Annotated in this window: 24 protein-coding genes and 2 pseudogenes; 8 read left to right on the forward strand and 18 right to left on the reverse strand. The window is 66.7% G+C overall.

Going from position 1 to position 18,860, the window contains the following annotated elements; genetic code table 11:
• Positions 1 to 26: 26 nt before the first annotated feature.
• From WYM_RS00965 to WYM_RS01000, 7 genes are all read left to right on the forward strand, one after another.
• Entirely contained in the window at positions 27 to 353 is a 327-nt protein-coding gene (locus tag WYM_RS00965; protein ID WP_019178950.1) for a heavy-metal-associated domain-containing protein, read from the forward strand.
• A complete protein-coding gene (locus WYM_RS00970; RefSeq protein ID WP_019178951.1) occupies positions 350 to 2,626 on the forward strand; it encodes a heavy metal translocating P-type ATPase in 2,277 nt (758 codons plus the stop codon). Before WYM_RS00965 ends, WYM_RS00970 begins: the two co-directional genes overlap by 4 nt.
• Before the next feature lie 43 nt (positions 2,627 to 2,669).
• Complete coding sequence (locus tag WYM_RS00980; RefSeq protein WP_423793888.1) at positions 2,670 to 4,877, forward strand: heavy metal translocating P-type ATPase; 2,208 nt, start codon at positions 2,670 to 2,672, stop codon at positions 4,875 to 4,877.
• Positions 4,878 to 4,911: 34 nt separating this feature from the next.
• Positions 4,912 to 5,346 (forward strand): DUF6153 family protein, encoded by a 435-nt coding sequence (locus tag WYM_RS20935; RefSeq protein WP_019178954.1) that lies wholly within the window; start codon positions 4,912 to 4,914, stop codon positions 5,344 to 5,346.
• A 95-nt stretch (positions 5,347 to 5,441) separates the two neighbouring features.
• Positions 5,442 to 6,059 carry a DUF305 domain-containing protein gene (locus WYM_RS00990; protein ID WP_019178955.1) on the forward strand — a complete coding sequence of 206 codons (618 nt, stop codon included), beginning with the start codon at positions 5,442 to 5,444 and terminating at the stop codon, positions 6,057 to 6,059.
• Positions 6,060 to 6,117: 58 nt separating this feature from the next.
• Positions 6,118 to 6,954: a F510_1955 family glycosylhydrolase gene (locus WYM_RS00995; RefSeq protein ID WP_026059442.1), complete on the forward strand. Its 837-nt coding sequence runs from the start codon at positions 6,118 to 6,120 to the stop codon at positions 6,952 to 6,954.
• Between the two features lie 133 nt (positions 6,955 to 7,087).
• Positions 7,088 to 7,483, forward strand: coding sequence for a DUF4307 domain-containing protein (locus WYM_RS01000; protein ID WP_019178957.1), 396 nt, complete (start codon positions 7,088 to 7,090; stop codon positions 7,481 to 7,483).
• A gap of 250 nt (positions 7,484 to 7,733) precedes the next feature.
• On the opposite strand, the gene WYM_RS01005 is transcribed toward WYM_RS01000, so the two are convergent.
• The 4 genes from WYM_RS01005 to WYM_RS01020 all read right to left on the reverse strand — a co-directional run bounded on the left by WYM_RS01005 (position 7,734) and on the right by WYM_RS01020 (position 10,427).
• A complete protein-coding gene (locus WYM_RS01005) occupies positions 7,734 to 8,042 on the reverse strand; it encodes a DF family (seleno)protein (RefSeq protein WP_026059443.1) in 309 nt (102 codons plus the stop codon).
• Positions 8,043 to 8,146: 104 nt separating this feature from the next.
• Positions 8,147 to 8,557, reverse strand: a complete 411-nt coding sequence (locus WYM_RS01010; protein ID WP_019178959.1) for a low molecular weight phosphatase family protein — start codon at positions 8,555 to 8,557, stop codon at positions 8,147 to 8,149.
• On the reverse strand, positions 8,554 to 9,936 hold the full coding sequence (locus tag WYM_RS01015) for an FAD-dependent oxidoreductase (protein ID WP_019178960.1): 1,383 nt from the start codon (positions 9,934 to 9,936) through the stop codon (positions 8,554 to 8,556). The genes WYM_RS01010 and WYM_RS01015 overlap by 4 nt, the downstream gene beginning before the upstream one ends.
• Positions 9,937 to 9,971: 35 nt before the next feature.
• Positions 9,972 to 10,427 (reverse strand): arsenate reductase ArsC, encoded by a 456-nt coding sequence (locus WYM_RS01020; RefSeq protein WP_019178961.1) that lies wholly within the window; start codon positions 10,425 to 10,427, stop codon positions 9,972 to 9,974.
• On the opposite strand from WYM_RS01020, the gene WYM_RS18915 reads away from it, so the two are divergent.
• A complete protein-coding gene (locus WYM_RS18915) occupies positions 10,403 to 10,876 on the forward strand; it encodes a hypothetical protein (protein WP_019178962.1) in 474 nt (157 codons plus the stop codon). The genes WYM_RS01020 and WYM_RS18915 overlap by 25 nt on opposite strands.
• Before the next feature lie 78 nt (positions 10,877 to 10,954).
• Here WYM_RS18915 and WYM_RS18920 read toward each other — a convergent pair whose 3' ends face one another.
• The 14 genes and pseudogenes from WYM_RS18920 to cmtR form a co-directional block, all read right to left on the reverse strand.
• Positions 10,955 to 11,686, reverse strand: a complete 732-nt coding sequence (locus tag WYM_RS18920) for an RES domain-containing protein (RefSeq protein ID WP_019178963.1) — start codon at positions 11,684 to 11,686, stop codon at positions 10,955 to 10,957.
• On the reverse strand, positions 11,683 to 12,084 hold the full coding sequence (locus WYM_RS01035) for a hypothetical protein (RefSeq protein WP_019178964.1): 402 nt from the start codon (positions 12,082 to 12,084) through the stop codon (positions 11,683 to 11,685). The genes WYM_RS18920 and WYM_RS01035 overlap by 4 nt, the downstream gene beginning before the upstream one ends.
• Positions 12,085 to 12,255: 171 nt before the next feature.
• Positions 12,256 to 12,477 (reverse strand): cytochrome c biogenesis protein CcdA, encoded by a 222-nt coding sequence (locus WYM_RS22445; protein ID WP_019178965.1) that lies wholly within the window; start codon positions 12,475 to 12,477, stop codon positions 12,256 to 12,258.
• Positions 12,478 to 12,539: 62 nt separating this feature from the next.
• Positions 12,540 to 12,767: pseudogene (locus WYM_RS22450) on the reverse strand (cytochrome c biogenesis protein CcdA); the annotation flags it as partial.
• Positions 12,768 to 12,944: 177 nt separating this feature from the next.
• Positions 12,945 to 13,059 (reverse strand): annotated as a pseudogene (locus WYM_RS22520) (cytochrome c biogenesis protein CcdA); the annotation flags it as partial.
• A 29-nt stretch (positions 13,060 to 13,088) separates the two neighbouring features.
• Positions 13,089 to 13,718, reverse strand: coding sequence for a TlpA family protein disulfide reductase (locus WYM_RS01050; RefSeq protein WP_083866108.1), 630 nt, complete (start codon positions 13,716 to 13,718; stop codon positions 13,089 to 13,091).
• Positions 13,715 to 14,050, reverse strand: coding sequence for a DUF6804 family protein (locus tag WYM_RS01055; RefSeq protein WP_019178968.1), 336 nt, complete (start codon positions 14,048 to 14,050; stop codon positions 13,715 to 13,717). The genes WYM_RS01050 and WYM_RS01055 overlap by 4 nt, the downstream gene beginning before the upstream one ends.
• Positions 14,047 to 14,571, reverse strand: coding sequence for a signal peptidase II (locus WYM_RS01060; protein WP_040568921.1), 525 nt, complete (start codon positions 14,569 to 14,571; stop codon positions 14,047 to 14,049). Before WYM_RS01060 ends, WYM_RS01055 begins: the two co-directional genes overlap by 4 nt.
• Positions 14,561 to 15,226, reverse strand: coding sequence for a copper resistance CopC family protein (locus WYM_RS20940; RefSeq protein ID WP_019178970.1), 666 nt, complete (start codon positions 15,224 to 15,226; stop codon positions 14,561 to 14,563). Before WYM_RS20940 ends, WYM_RS01060 begins: the two co-directional genes overlap by 11 nt.
• The gene (locus WYM_RS01070) at positions 15,219 to 16,133 is read right to left on the reverse strand and encodes a cation diffusion facilitator family transporter (RefSeq protein WP_019178971.1); all 915 of its coding nucleotides are present in this window, start codon (positions 16,131 to 16,133) and stop codon (positions 15,219 to 15,221) included. The genes WYM_RS20940 and WYM_RS01070 overlap by 8 nt, the downstream gene beginning before the upstream one ends.
• A 102-nt stretch (positions 16,134 to 16,235) precedes the next feature.
• Complete coding sequence (locus tag WYM_RS01075; RefSeq protein ID WP_019178972.1) at positions 16,236 to 16,892, reverse strand: DsbA family protein; 657 nt, start codon at positions 16,890 to 16,892, stop codon at positions 16,236 to 16,238.
• An 88-nt stretch (positions 16,893 to 16,980) separates the two neighbouring features.
• Positions 16,981 to 17,430, reverse strand: coding sequence for a hypothetical protein (locus WYM_RS20945; protein WP_157524758.1), 450 nt, complete (start codon positions 17,428 to 17,430; stop codon positions 16,981 to 16,983).
• Positions 17,431 to 17,473: 43 nt separating this feature from the next.
• Positions 17,474 to 18,118 (reverse strand): cation diffusion facilitator family transporter, encoded by a 645-nt coding sequence (locus WYM_RS01085; protein WP_040568922.1) that lies wholly within the window; start codon positions 18,116 to 18,118, stop codon positions 17,474 to 17,476.
• Positions 18,115 to 18,471 (reverse strand): Cd(II)/Pb(II)-sensing metalloregulatory transcriptional regulator CmtR, encoded by a 357-nt coding sequence (gene cmtR, locus WYM_RS01090; RefSeq protein ID WP_026059446.1) that lies wholly within the window; start codon positions 18,469 to 18,471, stop codon positions 18,115 to 18,117. The genes WYM_RS01085 and cmtR overlap by 4 nt, the downstream gene beginning before the upstream one ends.
• Positions 18,472 to 18,860: the final 389 nt, after the last annotated feature.

The following is an 18,860-nucleotide window of genomic DNA, read 5'->3' on the forward strand; positions in this document are numbered from 1 at the left end:
TGACCCACTCACACGAGGAGACTGTGATGAACATCGACAACCGCGACGACCTGGGCCTGAAGGACTCTGCTGGCTGTGCGTGCTGCTCAACCGCATCAGCCCCCGCAATTGAGGACGCGTCGACGTCGGCGGTGTCCTCCGAGGTGCTGGTGGCGGGCATGACCTGCTCGCACTGCGTCATGAGCGTCACTGAGGAGCTGACCGCCATCGAGGGAGTCGAGGGCGTAGAGGTGGACCTCAACGCCGGTGGGACTTCGCGTGTAACGATCCGCAGTGCCACTCCGGTGGACACCGCTGCAGTTGCGGCAGCGGTGGAGGAGGCTGGCTACTCCTTGGCCGGCAGCTCATCATGAGCACGGTTGATGTCGAACTCGACATCACCGGGATGACGTGCGCATCCTGCGCGACGCGGATCGAGCGCAAGCTCAACAAACTGCCCGGCGTCGAAGCGACTGTCAACTACGCCACTGAGAAAGCCCGAGTGCGCGGCGAGGAGATCGACCCGGCCGCGCTGATCGCGGCAGTCGAATCCGCCGGTTACCAGGCCGCTCTTCCCGCTCCGCCCCCGGTTGGTTCCTCGGACGAGGGTGCCGCACCGGCAGCGGATGGTGAGTTGGTGTCGTTGCGGCAGCGTCTGCTGATCAGCACCGCCCTAGCACTGCCGGTCGCGGTGATGTCGATGGTTCCCGCGTTGCAGTTTGAGTACTGGCAATGGCTGGCACTTACTCTCACCGCCCCGGTGGCGGTGTGGGGTGCGTGGCCATTTCACCGTGCCGCGGCAGTCAATGCCCGCCACGGCGCAGCGACGATGGACACGTTGATCAGCGTTGGCGTGATCGCCGCGTTCGGGTGGTCGCTGTACGCCCTGTTCTTCGGCGGGGCCGGGATGCCGGGCATGACGATGACTTTCACGCTCGTCGGCGCCCCGCAGGCCGGCGGTCACGAGATCTATCTCGAGGTCGCCGCGCTGGTTACGGTGTTCATCCTCGCCGGCCGGTACGCCGAAGCCCGTGCCCGCAAGTCGTCGTCCGAGGCGTTGCGTGCATTGCTGGAGCTGGGCGCGAAAGACGCCGTGAAGATCGTCGGCGGGGTGGAGCAGCGGGTTCCGGTAGCGCAGCTGGTCGCCGGTGACATCGTGCTGGTCCGACCGGGGGAGAAGATCCCCTCCGACGGGCTCGTCGTCGACGGGTCCTCCGCGATCGACGCGAGCATGCTCACCGGCGAGTCCGCCCCCGTCGAGGTGGGCGTCGGGTCACGAGTTGTGGGAGCGACCGTGAACGTCGGCGGACGGCTCACCGTGGAGATCACCCGAGTCGGCGCGGACACCGAGCTGGCGCGGATGCGGCGTCTGATGGAGGAAGCGCAGACCGGTAAAGCCAAGGTGCAGCGCCTTGCCGACCGGGTCTCGGGCGTGTTCGTGCCCGTGGTGATCCTGCTGGCGATCGCGGCGTTCGCCGGCTGGTTGATCGTCGGAGGCTCGCTCGAGCTGGCGTTCACCGCTGCGGTGGCGACCCTGATCATCGCCTGCCCATGCGCGCTGGGCCTGGCCACCCCCACCGCCCTGCTCGTGGGAACCGGTCGCGGCTCGCAGTTGGGCATCCTCATCCGGGGACCGCAGGTGCTGGAACAGACCCGCAAGGTTGACACCATCGTGCTGGACAAGACCGGCACCGTCACCTCAGGGACTATGGCCGTCACCGCGGTACACCCCACCGATGGTGTCACCTCTGCCGAGCTGCTCGCCGCGGCTGCGGCGGTGGAGTCCGGATCGGAGCACCCTGTCGCGCGGGCCATCGTCACCGAAACCGGCCCGGTCCCCGCGGCGGAGACGTTCGCGTCCCACGCCGGTTTCGGGGTGCAGGGCATCGTGAACGGATCTCTTGTCGTTGCCGGCCGCCCCTCCTGGCTGCAGGAACAGTGGGGCATCACTCCTCCTGCTGACCTGCAGCGGGAAGCGGACAATCTGGAAGCGGCCGGGGCGACGGTGGTCGCGATCGGCCGTGACGGGGAGCATCTTGGCATCATCGCAGTCGCCGACACGGTCAAACCCACCAGTGCCGAAGCCGTTGCCCGGTTCAAGGCGCTGGGGATGACGCCGGTGCTGCTCACCGGAGACAACGACGGCGCCGCCCGCCACATCGCCGCGACCGTCGGGATCGACCAGGTCCACGCCGGTGTTACCCCGGCCGGCAAGCTTGACGTTGTCCGCCGGCTGCAGGACGAGGGCCGGGTAGTGGCGATGGTCGGTGATGGTGTGAACGACGCCGCCGCGTTGGCGGCCGCTGACCTGGGTCTTGCGATGGGCGGCGGCACGGACGCCGCGATCGCCGCCAGCGACATCACGGTCGTTTCCGGCGACCTGCTGGTCGTGGCCGACGCGATCCGGCTGGCACGCCGCACTCTGGGCACCATCAAGGGCAACCTGTTCTGGGCGTTCGCGTACAACGTCGCCGCCATCCCGGTCGCGATGGCGGGGCTGCTCAACCCGCTGGTGGCCGCGGCCGCGATGGCGTTGTCCTCGGTGTTCGTGGTGACCAACAGTCTGCGGCTGCGGGGATTCCGTCCCGCCCCGGCCACCACATCGACACTCACCTCACCCGACTCCCGCGTTCCCGCTCGAGTCTGACCTGCATCCCTTGGGGATGCAGCTTCGTGGAAGGAAGCTCGCCATGAGCCAGCACGACCACCACCACTCACCCGCCGGACACACCCCTCACGACGACGACACCGCCCGCGGCATGCGGGAAGCCGTCGCCGAACCCGAAACCGGCCACGCCCCGCACGACGAGCACGCCGGACACGCGCACGAGGCGCACGCCGGTCACGAGGCGCACGCCGGTCACGGCGAGGCGCATGCGGGTCATGAAGGCGCGCATGTGGGGATGGCGCACGGCGGGCATGCCGGTCATGGTGACCATGTCGGGCAGTTCCGCCGGCTGTTCTGGATCATGCTGGTCCTTGCCGTCCCTGTGGTCGGTTTCTCGGGAATGTTCTCGATGCTGCTCGGGTATCCGCTGCCGGACGCGGCCTGGGTGGGGTGGATCTCCCCGATCCTGGGCACCGTCATGTACGTGTGGGGTGGTGCCCCGTTCCTCACTGGTGCCGTCAGCGAGCTCCGAAACCGCAAACCCGGCATGATGCTGCTGATCGGGCTGGCGATCACTGTGGCGTTCGTCGCTTCCTGGGGTGCCAGCCTCGGTCTGCTGGATCACGAGCTGGACTTCTGGTGGGAGCTGGCACTGCTGATCGTGATCATGCTGCTGGGCCACTGGATCGAGATGCGGTCGCTGGCTCAGACGACCTCCGCACTGGACTCCCTCGCCGCGCTGCTGCCGGATGAGGCAGAGAAGGTCGTCGGGGACACCACGGTGACCGTCGCGCCAGGGGACCTGCAAGTCGGTGACGTGGTGGTGGTCCGCCCCGGCGGGCGCGTGCCCGCCGACGGACGGGTGGTGCAGGGTTCGGCGAGCATGGATGAGTCGATGATCACCGGCGAATCCCGCCCGGTACGCCGCAGTGACGGCGACCCGGTCGTGGCCGGCACGGTCGCTACCGACTCCGGGGTGCGGGTGGAGGTTTCCGCGGTGGGTGATAACACCGCCCTGGCGGGCATCCAACGCCTGGTCACCGAGGCGCAGAACTCTTCCTCGAAGGCGCAGCGGCTTGCTGACCGCGCCGCCGGGTGGCTGTTCTGGTTCGCTCTTATCGCGGCGGCCATCACCGCGGTGGTGTGGACGCTGGTCGGTCTGCCCGACGACGCGGTCATCCGCACCATCACGGTGCTGGTCATCGCCTGCCCCCACGCACTGGGGCTCGCCATCCCGCTGGTGGTGTCTATCGCCACCGAACGCGCCGCCCGCGGCGGTGTGCTCATCAAGGACCGGCTTGCGCTGGAAAGCATGCGCACGGTGAACACGGTGCTGTTCGATAAGACGGGCACCCTCACCAAGGGCACCCCCGCTGTGACCGGTGTGGAGCCGGTGGAGGGGATCGACGCGGACCGCCTGGTGGCACTGGCGGCCGCGGCGGAGTCGGACTCCGAGCACCCGCTGGCCCGCGCCATCGTCGCCGCCGCACGGGACAAGCACCTGTCCGTATCGGCGTCGACGGACTTTGAGTCCTCACCGGCGGTCGGGGTGCGCGCGACCGTGGAAGGTCAGCTCGTGCAAGTCGGTGGACCGTACCTGCTGGAGCAGGCCGAGGCACACGAGCTGCCCATCGCGGACCACTGGCGGGAAGAGGGCGCGATCATCCTGCACGTCCTCGTCGACGGGAAGGTCGCCGGCGCACTGCGCCTGGCAGACGAGATCCGCCCCGAGTCCCGGCAGGCCGTCGACGCGCTGCACGCCCGCGACGTGCAGGTTGTGATGATCACCGGGGATGCCGAAGCGGTCGCTGCGTCGGTCGCCGCCGAGCTGGGCATCGACCGGCTCTTCGCCGGTGTGCGCCCCGAAGACAAGGCGTCCAAGGTGAAGCAACTGCAAAACGAGGGCCGCAAGGTCGCAATGGTCGGCGACGGAGTCAACGACGCGCCCGCCCTCGCGCAAGCAGATGTCGGTATCGCGATCGGCGCCGGCACCGACGTGGCGATCGCGTCCGCCGGGGTGATCCTTGCCAGCGACGACCCCAGGTCGGTGCTGTCGGTGATCGAACTGTCCCGCGCCAGCTACCGGAAGATGAAGCAGAACCTGTGGTGGGCCGCCGGCTACAACCTGATTTCCGTGCCTTTGGCTGCCGGCATCCTGGCCCCGATCGGATTCGTGCTGCCGATGTCGGTCGGCGCGATCCTGATGTCGCTGTCCACCATCGTGGTTGCTCTCAACGCGCAGCTGCTGCGGCGGCTGGATCTGCGCCCGGACGCGGTGATCAACCACTGACCGGTGTGTCGTACCGTGGAAGGAGGGAGGTGACATGTCGCTGATCGCACTGATGGACCGGATTCGCGCCGGGCGGTCGATGGCGCGCACGCTGCTGCTGCTCATCGCTCTCACCGCTGCGGTCATCGCCGGCCTGCTGGCCATGCACTCTCTCAACAGCCACGCCACCGCGGACACCGGACACCACACCACTGTCACCGCCGCCGCCAGCGCGACCGTGGAGGACCACCATACCGGCGGCCCCGCAACGGACGAACCGTGCGCGGACTGCGGCTCCGGCCACGCCGACATGCTGGCCATGGCGTGCGTACTCGCCCTGCTAGCGACCGTGCTGCTGTTCGCCCGGCCGCGTGCCGGCCTGATCCAGCTGTCGGCTCTGCCGCGCCCACGACCTTACGGCCTTGGGCTTCGGGCGGAGCCGGACGTGCCCCCACCGTCTCTTACCGCTCTCTGCATCAGCCGTACGTGAAGCGACCGAGCCGGCACCCCTCCCGCCGGCTCCCACCCGCCCGCCCGTCATCCTGACCGGCGCATCTGTCACGTACACCCTGTTTGGAGACCCTGATGAAGATTCGTACCGCGGCGACCGCCGCGCTCACCCTCGCCGCCGCGCTCACCCTCACCGGCTGCGCCGGCAACAGCGGTAACGCCGGCTCCGGTTCGGAGTCCATGCCCGGCATGGACCACGGCAGCAGCTCCTCGTCGTCCGCGCCCGCCGCGGACTTCAACGACGCGGACGTCATGTTCGCGCAAATGATGATCCCGCACCACCAGCAAGCCATCGAGATGGCCGACATGATCCTCGCCAAGGACGGCATCGACGAGCAAGTCCTCACCCTCGCCGAGGACATCAAGGCCGCCCAGCAGCCTGAGATCGACCAGCTGCAGGAGTGGCTGGAAGAGTGGGGCGCCGATCCCGACACCGAATCCATGGACGACATGGACCACGGCGGCGGGATGATGACCGAGGAAGACATGGCGACGCTGGAAGCGGCCACCGGCGCCGACGCGGCCCGGCTGTTCCTCGAGCAGATGACGATGCACCACGACGGTGCCATCGAGATGGCGCAGGACGAAGTCGACGATGGGCAGAACGCGGACGCGGTCCAGATGGCGCAGACCATCGTCGACACGCAGACCGCCGAGATCGCCACGATGCAGGACCTGCTCGCGCAGCTCTGATGCGCCAGGTAAGGGGCGCCCACGTGGGCGCCCCTTACCCTGACTCGAAAGGTGCGTCATGCGCATTCATCTGCGCGCGACAACGGCCGTTGTCGCGTTCTTGACCCTGACCCTTACGGGCTGCACCCCTGCCAACCCTCCCTCCACGGGAGCGGAGCATTCGACGAACGCCCTGCACGTCCACGGGATAGTGTCCGACCCGCAGGGAACGGGCTTCCTCCTTGGCACCCATGGAGGCATCTATCGAGCATCCGCCGAGGGGGAACTTGGTCGTCGTGTCGGTGGTAACGACTTCGACGCGATGGGACTCACGCGAATCGGCGATGAACTCATCGCCTCGGGTCATCCCGGTAGCAACACTCCAGCCGAGCTGGGGGAGCAGAACCTCGGGATCATCCGCAGCAGTGACGGCGGCGCCACGTGGGAACCGGTCGCCTACACCGGGGAAAAGGACTTCCACGCTCTCACCGCCAGCCCTGACGGAGATCTATATGGGCAAGCCGCGGACAGCAATCTCTTGCTGAAAAGCACAGACCTAGGCGCGACGTGGAATGCGACCTCAGGGAAGCCGCTTGCGTTCGGGCTCGCCGTTGACGCCACTGGACGAATCATTGCCACCACTATCGACGGACCGCAGTTCAGCAACGACCACGGCGCATCGTTTACTCCGCTTGTTGATGCCCCGGACATTCAGCTCATCTCCGCCTCACCCAGCAACCAGCGACTGGTCGGCGTTGACAGCGAAGGTGCGATCTGGACCAGCACAGCCGATGACACCCGGTGGCACGGAGCTGGGACGGCGCACGGCACGCCTCAGGCCATCGCCATCACCGACGCCGGCGAGATTCTTATCGCCGACGACAGCGGGCTGACGTTACTTCCCGTCACCCGATGAGGTTCACGCAATCTAAGGGACACCCGGTCGTGCTTGCCCAGCCCCACCCGTACCCACAAACGCGCCAGCGGCCACTCCTTGTCGAATTTGCGGTCCACTCCGATTTCCCGGCGGCTGAAAACGGAGACGCTCGGTGACCACGAAGGAACAGCTAGAAGATCGGTATGGCCGCACTCCGCGGATCGCTCGTCGCCGGGTTGGTTGGCTCCTCGTCGCCCTGATCGGCAGCGCGTTGGTGGCCGCGCTGGCGTGGACCACGGTGTCGAACTCACTCGACGATGTCTCATATGACGACACGGGCTATGAGATCGTTGACGACCACACCGTGACGGTGTCGTTTCAGGTCGGGCCGCCCGCGAACACACCTTTTGTCTGCGCGCTGCAAGCTCTGGATGAGGACTTCGGTGTCGTGGGATGGCGTGTGATCGAATTCGCTGCGATAAAGACGACGGCGAAAGCGTTCGTTGAGTCAATCCCGACCGTCGCCCGGGCAACGACAGGCGTTGTTCATTCCTGCTGGGTCAACTAAACGGCGGTTCGCCGCCCTCGGATGGCGGCAGTGGGAGACCGCTAGTCCGCACGGTCGGCATGCTTCATCTGCTCGCCCCGCTGGCCGCCGCTGGCTAATCACTGCCCCTGGCTATCGGGGCCCGTCACGGCGCGGTCGCAGCGCGATCCACAGACCACATCGGCGACACAGGTAGCCCACCGGTTCGCTCAACTGATGCAGCTTGGCCCGCGGCAATGTTCTGCCGCAGCATGAGCATTGGACGAGCTCGTCACCGTTCATGCGAGCCGATCGCGGCGACGAGCTGCTCGGTGGTCGGCAGACCCGCTAAACCGGAGGGGGTCGCATATATGCGGCAAGCCAGCTCGTACGTCGGCTCCCCACCGGGAAACAGGTCCTCGCCGTCGAGAAGAATGGTGGGCGATCCTGCGAACCGGAGCTCAGCGGCATCCTCGGTAGACCTCACCAGCTGGAACGTCACCTCAGCGTCGCTCCCCAGAAAACGCAACGCCTCACGGACCCGATTGCCTGCGTCAATCCAGTTCGGGCACGCCTCGATATGGAGGATCTGAATACTCACGCCGCCACCATCCCTCACCTCATAACGTACGGCAGAACGCAAACCTCTTCCGCGATAACGGGGTGGACGGCCTAAGGCTTCCCGGTAGTGATCGTCGACGAGTTTCAGCCGCCCTTTGGCGACAACTCCACGGCCAGGCTGCGAACTCTTGCGGCGACGGCATCACGCATGGTGCGCACACCTTCGAGGTCCCACTTCTCGGGGTTGGGGAACTCCCATTCGACGTGCCGCCCACGGATCGGAGCGGGAAGCTGAAGTCCTGGCTTCATTGTCACCACCACGTCGGCATTGAACAGGTCTGCTTCGGTCACCAGGCGTGGGCGTGTCGTTGATGTGTCGGCGCCTACTTCTTGCAGCGATACGGCGATGACGGGGTTGATTTCGTCCGCGGGATTGAGGCCGGCGCTGGTAGAGAGGAATCGGCCCGGTGCAACGACATTCAAGAGGTGCGCGCCGAGTTGTGACCGTCCGGCGTTGTGCTGGCAGATGAAGAGGACCGTGAGCGGGATGGTCATGCGGGGACTTCAACGGGATGGCGTGCGCGCGACCATTCCTGTGTCGCCGTCTGCACGGCGTCCCACGCGGATCCGAGCGGGGGCGTATATGAGAGGTCGAGGTCGCTGATCTGTTCGACGGTGAGGCCAGCGAACAGGGCTGTGGCGTATGTGTCGACGCGTTTGGCGGTCTCAGTGCCGAGTCGGCCGACGAGCTGCGCGCCGAGCAATAGGCCGGTGTGGGTGTCGCCGGTGATGCGAATGTTGATGGGCTGCGCGCCGGGGTAGTAGCGCTTGTGGTCGTCTGCGATGGCTTGAGTGGTGGCTGGTGAGTAGCCGGCAGCTGCCGCTTCGTGTTCTCTCAGTCCGGTCCGCGCGGCGACGACGTCGAAGACCTTGACGACCTGGGTGCCGACGGACCCGGCGAACCGGGCCTGGCCGCCCAGCGCGTTCTCGCCGGCGATGCGGCCTTGCTTGTGGGCGGTGGTACCTAGAGGCGGGTAGGTCACGCCGAGCAGGCGGTGGTGAGTGATAACACCGTCACCCGCGGCGAATACGTGTGGGAGGCCGGTGCGCATCTGCTGGTCGACGGCCACGGCCCGGAATGCACCAACAGATGCGCCCGCGTCCTCGAGGCGGGACGCGTTGGGGCGTGCACCGACGACGGCGAGCACCAGGTCCGCCGTGTGTGAGACAGGCTCCCCGGCGTACTGGGCGTGCACGACCAGGCCGGTCGCGGTCTTTTCGACGGCCTTCACCGTGGTGCCGGTGTGCACGTCGACGCCGTGGTCGAGCAGTTCGGTGTGAACGACTACGGCCAGTTCCGGGTCCAGCGTGGACAGCACCTCGGGGCCGCGCTGCAGCTGGGTAACACGGATGCCGCGGCTCGCGAACCCTTCGGCCATCTCTAGGCCGACGTACTCGGCGCCGATGATGATCGCGGTGCGGGGATCGCGATCTTTGAGCTGCTGATCGAGGGCGAAGGTGTCGCCCGTGGAGTGGATGACGTGAACGCCGCACTCCGGTCCCAGTGCGTCCAGGCCGTGGATGCCGGCGAACGCTGGCAGCGCACCGGTGCCGACGATCAGCTCGTCATAGCCAATCTCGCTGTCCCCGTGGGCATCGCGAACAGAAAGCCGCCGGTTGGCAACGTCGATACGGGTGGCGAGAGTGTCCAGCCGCAGCCGCATACCGGTCGCTTCGAGGTCCGCATGAGTGCGGTGGGCAAGGGATTGCCACGGCTGGACGTCTCCGGAGAAGTAGTACGGGATGCCGCAGATGGAGTAGTTCGGGTAGGCGTCGGCGACGACAACGGTGACGTCGACAGTCGGGTCCAGTTCGCGGGCGCGCAGCGCGGCGGAGATTCCCGCGTCGCTGCCGCCGATGGCGACGATGTGCATAGGTGTCCTGTCGAGGTCGTGATGCGAGGGGCGGGTTAGTGAGTGAGGAGTTCGCTGAGCAGGTGCTCCACGCGAGCACGGATGTCGTCCCGCACCCGGCGGACCCCATCCAGGTCCAGGCCGGCAGGATCGTCCAGCTGCCAGTCGAGGTATCGCTTGCCGGGGTACAGCGGGCAGGCGTCGCCGCAGCCCATCGTGATCACGGCGTCCGCGGCGCGCACGACGTCATCAGTGAGCGGCTTGGGAAACTCGTCGGTGACATCCAAGCCGATCTCGGTGAGCACTACGGCGACGTCGGGCAGGATGCGTTCGCCTGGCTGCGACCCGGCGGAGCGGACATGGACCCTGTCGCCGGCGATGTGCCGGGTGAGCGCTGCGGCCATCTGGGAGCGGCCGGAGTTCTGCACGCAGACGTAGAGCACCTCGGGTACGGGCTTGCCGAACAGTCCCTTGGACTCTGTACGCGGTGACGCTGTCCGCGGTGCCGGCATCGGGAGAGAAGGGACTCGGGCTGCAGGCAGCATCGTGGGTGCTCGGGCTCATCGGCGCCGGGCAAGTACTCGGCCGGCTCCTCTACCTGGCCTTTCCGCCCCATGCCGCACCGTGGATCGCGCCCACCACCGTGGGGGTGCTCGGCGCCGCAACGCTTGCCGGCTACGCCATCGCCACCGAACCCGGATGGATCTTGGCCACCGGCATCGTCGCCGGCGCGATCCGCGGCGCGCTCACCCTGGTACAGGCCTCGGCCGTCTCGGACCGCTGGGGGACAACCGCCTTCGGACGGCTCAACGGCCTCTTGACCGCGCCGGTCACCGCGTTTACCGCTCTCGCGCCGGGTGTGGCAGCGACACTGGCCAGCACGCTCGGTTCGTATCAGACGATGAGCTTGGTGATGGCGGCCATCTGTCTGAGCGGAGGACTGCTTGCCGTTCGACGGTGACCTGAATTCTCCTCGCGGGAATGCGGTGAGGTGGGTGACGGTCGGTGCAGCCGCCGACTGCGCCGTCAGACGCGGCGGTTACCCAGTTGCCTTCCAATGGAGACCCAACAACGTGAACGCTCGGGCGAGGTCGGGGTTGTCGTCGGTGACCGGGTGAGGGGGGCCGTCTGGGGTGATGAGTTCGCTGACGTCGTTCTCGCTGCGCTGGAACACCGCCCACAACCGGATGTCGTCGCCCATGCGGCTGCGGAACGCGATCCCGTCCACGAGCGGCTGCAGCGCGGTCTTGTCGCGAAGGTCGAAAAGGAACCGCGCCACCGTTCGGGTGATGTCTCGTTGCCTGGGATCTTTGAGGAGGGAGGCGTCGACGTCGTGTGGTGGGATGCCGAGCCGGTCGAAGACGCCGGCGTCAACGAGGAAGGCAAGCGCTTCGGCGTGGGTGACCTCAGCGTAGGTGCCGATTTGTAGGCCGCGCGCGTACAGACGGTCATTGAGCCAGTCCAAGCCGATGGCGCCGCGTTCGGGGTCGGGGTAGTCCTTTGCGGCGTGATCGTCATCTTCGATCGCGGCGAGCTCCGCATAGGCGAGGTCATTGGGGCGTTGGGAGGCGAGCAGCTCGAGAAAGCAGCCCAGCAGGCTGTCTCCTGTGTAGAGCGTGCGGAAGTCAGCGTTCTGATCATCCCAGCGCCCGTTGAAACGACCCCGGTCTTTGGCGTACTCCCACGGGGTCCACTGCCACGGGTCGGGGGCGTAGCCGACACGCCAGACCGGCCCGGGGTCCCCAGACACCGGCAGTTGCAGCGGGGTCATCCGACGAATGTGAACGAGCTTGCCGCCGCCATCACCTCGCGGGCCGCCTCAATCGGACGGTTCTCGCGAATGTAGCGGGCAGGAGCCTCATGACCCAGAGCAGGGTTCGAGCCCATCAGCCAGCTCTGGATAGTGGCGGTGTCGTAGCGTTCCCGCATCAGCCGTGCGGCCTGGAACGCAAGGCGGAGCCGTGCCTCGTCCTCGGCACCGGGGGACCGCTGGCCGGTGGCCCAGTCGCTCACTGGCCTTGTGTTCTTCACGTTGCCGACATAGGCCACCAGCCGCACCCCGACCAGATCGCGGAGGCGCTCGACGAGCTCCGGCAGCGGAAGCTCAACCGCCTCCCGTGCCGCCTGCAACCCGGGGCGCTGATCTGAGAAAGCTACGCGCGCGTTCATATCTGCGACATTACGCCTCGCACCTCGGAATCAACACTATTTTCGCACCCTCAATCGACGGCGCGTTCCAACCTCCTATGTCACGCATATCGCTCACTTGATACGTAGCCGTGGCGCCGCTTCGACGTCCCTAGATCACGGGGGAGTGCACCTGGCTTCGTCGGCGACTTCTCAAAGCGGTGCTGGGACGGTGGAGAACAAAGCTTGAAGCGGGGCCATGAGCGAGGTCCACATGCCGGTCACCATGAGCAGGCCAAGGGCGACCAACATCCCGCCGCCGATGAGGTTGACGGCCCGGATGTGGCGTCGGACAAACGTGACGGAGCGCGTCGCCCAACCGAAGCCGAGGGTAAGAAGCAGGAACGGGATGCCGAGACCGAGCGAGTACGCCACGCCAGAATCGCTGCCCGTGTGGCGGATCCGGAATTGAACGACATTGTCAGGATGACCGCGAGGGTGGGGCCGATGCAGGGTGCCCAGCCCACTCCGAGTGCGACGCCCAGCAGCGGGGCGCCGATGAGCCCGAGGCCGCCGCGCACCTTGAGATGTGTGTTGCGCTGTGCGCGACCGAACCACCCGACGAAGATGAGACCCATCACAATGATGACCGCCCCGAGAGCGCGAGCGATGAGGTCGGCGGCCTGAAGGAGGAGCCGGCCGAGGGTGCCGCCGAGGATGGCCATGCTTACGAAGACGACGGTGAACCCCGCGATGAACAGCAGCACGCCGAGTACCAATCGACGCCGGCTCGGCGCCTCAACGGACTCAGGGATATCCGCGGCAGAAGTAAGAGCGCTGGTCGCCCTGTCGCCCGCGCGTGCTGAGCCCGCCGAAGTTTGCACCGCGACGGGCAGGGCGGGCGGGGGCGGCCGCGCCGCCGATGAAGCCCAGGTATCCGGGCACGAGGGGGAGCACACAGGGGGAGAGGAAGGAGAGGGCGCCGGCCAGAAGCGCAATCGGTATCGCGATCAGCAGGGAGCCGTCGGCGACGAGAGCGCCAACGTTCACGGCTCCTCCAGTGCGTCGCGCACGAGCGTCTCGAGGATTGAGGAGTCGTCGATCTGGCCGACGACACGCGCCGCGACGCGGCCCTGCTTGTCGAGCACGAGCGTGACGGGGACGGCGTTGAGTGGAGTCTCTCCGGCGAAGGCGAGCTTGATTGACCCGTCTGCGGTTGCTAGTGCGCTGGGGTACTGGACGCCGTAGGTGGACGCGAATGCGCGCGAGGCCTCGGCGCCGTCGTAGAGATTGACGCCCAGGAAGGCGACGTTCTGGCCTTCGAACGAGGCATGGGCGGCGGCGAGCTCGGGCGCCTCGACGCGGCACGGTGCGCAGGCGGCGTACCAGAAGTTCACCACGAGGACGTCGCCTGCGTAGTCGGCGTGGGTGGTTGTGCCGCCGGTGTCGAGCACACCCTCGAATTGCACCGGCTGGGTGCGCTCGGCTGCCGGAATCTCGACCACCTGGAAGCCGTCTGCCGCGACGAAACCCTTGTTGTCGCCGGATCGGTACTGCTCGGCGAGCGGGTCGCTCGCGCAGCCCGCGAGCGTGAGAAGGGTGGCCAACGCGAGTGCAGCGGTGGTAGCGCGAAAGAGCGCGCTACCCCGCATGTTTGAGGGGAGCAGGCTGGTCATTGGCGTCGAACCTTGATCATTGCGCCGGCCACGAGGAAGACGACCGCCGCCGCTGGTTGCGCGGCAGTCCACACCGGGCCAGTGAACGGGAACGGGAACACCGGGTTCCACAGCACGGCGATCACGGCGAACACCGGCACCCACCACCAGTGCCGTGCTTGGATCGCGAACCAGCCGACGACCACCGCGAGGATAGACACGGCGAACAGCACTCCCAGGTACCAGTCGCTGGCCATCAGCACCGGTGCGAGGAACAGCACCGCTGCCGCCAGCAGGCCCGGCGCGAACGCGTTCCGCTGATACAGGGACGGTGTCTTCTGGTTGCCCGTCATGATTCACCCACCGCCGCACCTGTCGAGGGTTGCCTGGTGGTGGGAGTGATGCGGCGCCGCGCCCACATCGCGCCTGCCAGGACGATCACGCCGGCGCCGAGGGCGATGTCGGCGATGTTGCCGATGAAGAGATTGCCGTACGCGAGAAAGTCTGTGACGTGCCCGATACCGAACCCGGGCGGGGAGAATAGCCGGTCGATGAGGTTGCCGATCGCGCCGCCCAGGATGAGCCCGATCCCGGCCGCCCACCACCCGCTGCGGGAACGGGCCGCTGCGACGGTCAGCAGTGCTACGGCGAGGATGCTGAGCACGGTGAGCAGCCCGGTGGCTCCGGCGCCGAGGGAGAGGATCGCGCCGGGGTTGAATGCCAATTGCAGCCCGAGCAGATCGCCGAGCAATAAGATCCTTTCGTCCTGACTCAGTTCGCCGCGCGCGGCAGCTTTGGAGACCTGGTCGATCAGGACGACGCTGGCGGCGGCGATACAGGCGATCGCGAACCGTCGCACTCGCTCAGGTCTCATCGGTTTTCCCGGCCGTACCGCCCGTGGTGGGAGTTCCGGCTGCGATGTCGCGGCGGCGACGCTCCCGCGCCATGAACAGCACCACGATGACCAGCCCGCCGAGGACGACTACGCCGCTAATGACAGCGACGATGGGCAGGAGCGCGCCCGCCTCGGTGGGCACGCCGCGGCCACCGGTTCCGGGGGTGTCGCTGTGGGTGGGAGCCGGTTCGGCGGTCTGTTCTGGCGTCGCTTCTGGCGTGGGGGTTTCGACGGCCGCGGGGGCGGCTTGGACGGTGTATCCGAATTCGCCGCTGATGGGGTGGCCGTCGCTGGAGACCACCTTCCAGCGCACGGTGAACGGCCCGGCGGGCGTGTCCTGCCGTACCGGCTGGGTGAGGTTGGTGCCGGCGATGGCGGGCGGGTCAGTGGCGATGTTCCGACCGTCGGTGCCGATCACTTCGATGACCGCACTGGCGGGATCGGAATTGAGTTCGCCGCTGAAAGCAAGCGTGAGTTCGGTGGGGGCTGCGGGAAGTGTGTCGCCGGCTTCCGGGGTGGATGACAGGAATTCGTCATGGGCGGCGGCGGGGCCCGCGGTGGCAACAACGAAGAGGCTGCTCAAGAACAAGGTGGCGAGGGCGGTGAGGCCGCCTCGGCGGCGGGGATTACGCATGGGTGATGTGTTCTCCGGGGTGTGATTGCGGTTCGATCTGGAAGGTGGAGTGCTCGATGCTGACCGGGAAGTGCTCGGCCACGCACTCCTGCAACGACTGCAGCAGCGCGGCGGACTGTTCCGGTGTGAGGGTGTCGTCGACGACGACGTGTGCGCTGAGGGTGGGGAGGTCGGTGGAGACCTGCGAGGCGTGCAGGTCGTGCACGGCCACGACGTGCGGCAGGGCGAGGATGTGGGTGCGGACCTCGGCCAGATCCAGGCCGGGCGGGGTGGACTCCAGCAGGACACTGCCGGACGCGCGCAGCAAGATCAGGGTGCGGGGGATGATCAGCAGCGCGATGAGGATGCCGGCCACTGCGTCCGCCTGATACCAGCCGAACGCGGCGATCACGATGGCACTGACGATCACGGCGACCGATCCCAGCGCGTCGTTTACGACCTCCAGGAAGGCGGCACGCATATTCAGGTTCTGCTTGCGTCCGCTCATCAGGACGAAAAGCGCCACAATGTTGGCCACCAATCCGACCACGCCGAAAAAGAGCAGGCTGCCGGACGCGATCTCCGGCGGCTCGAACAACCGGCGAACACCCTCGACCAACGCGAAGATCCCCACGCCCAGCAGCAGCGCGGCCTGAGCGAGCGCGCCGAGCACCTCGGCACGGCGCAGCCCGAAGGTGTGCCGGTCCGTGGGTGGCCGATTCATCAGGTGCGCAGCGGTGACTGCCAGCGCCAGTCCGATGACGTCGGTGAGCATATGGGTGGCGTCGACGAGCAACGCGAGACTGCCGGTGATGATCGCGCCGACCACCTCGATGATGAACACCGAGAGAGTGATCGAGAAAGCGATCAGCAGCCGGTTGCGGGGCGTGCCGCTTTGGCCGGTGTCGTGGCTATGTCCTGCGCCCATGACGGGCTCCTTCCAGAGACGATCGTTGCCGGTATCGACGTCGAAGCTTGCCTGACCCTCGCCGCTGCTGACTGCCTGTCGTCGGGGCCATCTCCGTCGAGGTCACTGTTCGACGGCGGCCTGGATGGCGGCCTCGAGGTCGGTCCAGTTCTGCAGCTCGAGCTGTTGGCCGTCGACGAAGAAGGACGGTGTGCTGTTCACTCCGAGTGCCCGGCCCTCGTTGAGGTCCTGTTCTACGCGCGCCAACGTCTCGGGGTTCTCGACAGCGGCGTCGTACGCGGCCATGTCGAGCCCGAGCTCCTCAGCGAAACCGCGGAACAGGTCGGCGCGGGATTCTTGCGCCTCGCCCCACTCCGCCTGCGACTGGAAGAGCTGGTGGTACATGTCCTCGAACCGGTCCTGCTGTGCGGCTGCCTCTGCGGCGATCGCGGCGTTCTTGGAGTTGAAGTGGCCCGGGAGTGGGAAGTACCGCACGACGTAGGTGATCTCGCCGGCGTACTTCTCGCGCAGCTCTTCGACGACCGGGTAAAACGCCCCACATGCTTCGCACTCGAAGTCCAGGAACTCCACCACCGTGACCGCGCCCTCGCCGCCCTTATCGAGAACATGTGAGTTCGAACGCGTCACCTGCAGGCTCTCGCTGTCGCCTGGGGTAGAAGCGGTCTGGCTTTGATTGACGAGGACGTAGATCAACGCGGCAACCAGCAACACCACCACAACGGCAGTGGTGGCAAGGGCCACCTTCACGGGGGTTTTCATGGACACTCCAAACACAGACATCGGTCAACACGGTCGCCGGCACGCGGCCGGTAGCGGGGCGCCGTCGGACGGGCGCCAGCAGCCGATGTCAGGTTCGAGAAAGTGAGAGCTGTGCCAGCGACAGCGGGGGAGTGAAGGGCCGCGCCGAGACGATGGGCGGCAGCGGTAGCCGCGGTGAGAGTTGGATCAGGTGTGATGGTGACCGCACCAGCCGACGCCGGACCGCGACGAACATGATGAGGACGCACAACACGCCCAGCGCGCAGCCGACGACGCCCAGCAGGATCCCGCTCGCTTGGCTTACCTGGGACGTGCTCGGCAGGGTGAACGCGTCTGAAACGGCCGGATGAGACTGCTCGGCGGCGGCTACCGCCGGTACCGCCGCGGCCACCTCAGCGGGGTTCTCTGCTTCGTGGTGCATGGCCGACCATGCGCCGATCACCAGCAGGAGAGCCAGACCCAGGTAGGTAACGATCTTCGTTATCAGCAGCCGCTCATTCAACATCCTCGTCTGCGGGAGACGGGGCGTTGGAGACATGTCGTTTGATGCTACCAATCCGGTCTGGGGTCAGCCCCGGCGGTCAGTCGTCATCGTCATCGTCAAGTGCGCCGAAGGGTGACTCGACGTCTCCTCGCCATGCCTCGATGCCTTCACGGATCGCGAGACCGGCGACGACGAGAGCGGCGACGGAGTCAGCCCACATCCATCCGAACAAGCTGTTCAGCAGCAGTCCGATCAGGACGGTGCCGGAGAGGTAGATGCACAGCAGGAGTTGCTTCGCGTCGGCCTGCACACTCTTGGAGCCCAGCTCGCGCCCGGTGCGGAACTCGAACCACGCAAGAACGGGCATCACGATCAGACTCAGGGTGGCGATGCCGATGCCGAGCGGGCTGTTATCCACTTCCTCCAGCCCGCTCAGGGTGAGGATGGCGTCGATAATCACGTATGCGGCGAGAGCGAAGAACGCGATGCCGATCGCACGAACGGTGCCCTTCTCCCACCGCTCGGGATCCTTCCGGGTGAACTGCCACGCCACCGCGGCGGCGGAAAGCACTTCCACGATGGAGTCGAGACCGAATCCGATGAGAGCGGCAGAAGACGCCATGGAGCCCGCCCAGATGGCGACGATGGCTTCGATGACGTTGTAACTGATCGTGAACGCGACGATGAACCGCACCCGGCGGTGAAGGACCTCCCGACGCTCCACGGAAACGGGCGCGCTCATCGGGAGACCTCCGGGCAGCAGCCGGGAACCCTGCACGCTGCATCCACGCAAGGGGCGTTCTCGTCCACCGCGAGGGTGACGTCCACGAGGGTGCGCATTGCCTGGGCGAGATGCGCATCGGCGATCTCGTACCGGGTCTGGCGGCCCTCCGGCTCCGCCACGACGATGCCGCAGTCACGCAGACAGGTCAGGTGGTTGGAGACATTCGAGCGGGTCAGCTCGAGATTTCTGGACAACACAGCCGGATAGCTCGGCCCGTCAAGGAGCGTCATCAGGATTCGGGAACGGGTGGGATCCGCCATCGCACGACCCAACCGGTTCATCACATCCAAACGAGAAGCAAGAGTCAGCACACACTGACTATACAGCAGCTGCTGTACATTGAACGAGACGACGAATCACATCCGGCTACCCGTCGCGAGCGGGCCGGAGCGCGAGTAAGGGATATGAGAGGCCCCGGAGGCCAAGCTATGGGAGCCTCCCCAAGTGTGCCGGCCACCCATTTGCTATTCAGGCGTGTCGCTGCGCAAGCGCAGGGCGATCCACAGGCCGCATCGGCGACACAAGAAGCCCGCGCCATTGCTCAGCCGGTGCACTTTGGACCGCGGTAATCCTCTATCGCAGCACGAGCACTCGACGACATCATCACCGTTCATGCGTTCTGAGCGCATCGATAACTTGCTCTCTCCTGGCCGCACACGACGCACCGCCACCCGGTTGAAGTCGTGCGCATCAACACTCC

Origin of the sequence: Microbacterium yannicii PS01, from assembly GCF_000304335.1 — a bacterium.
Taxonomy (GTDB): domain Bacteria; phylum Actinomycetota; class Actinomycetes; order Actinomycetales; family Microbacteriaceae; genus Microbacterium; species Microbacterium yannicii_A.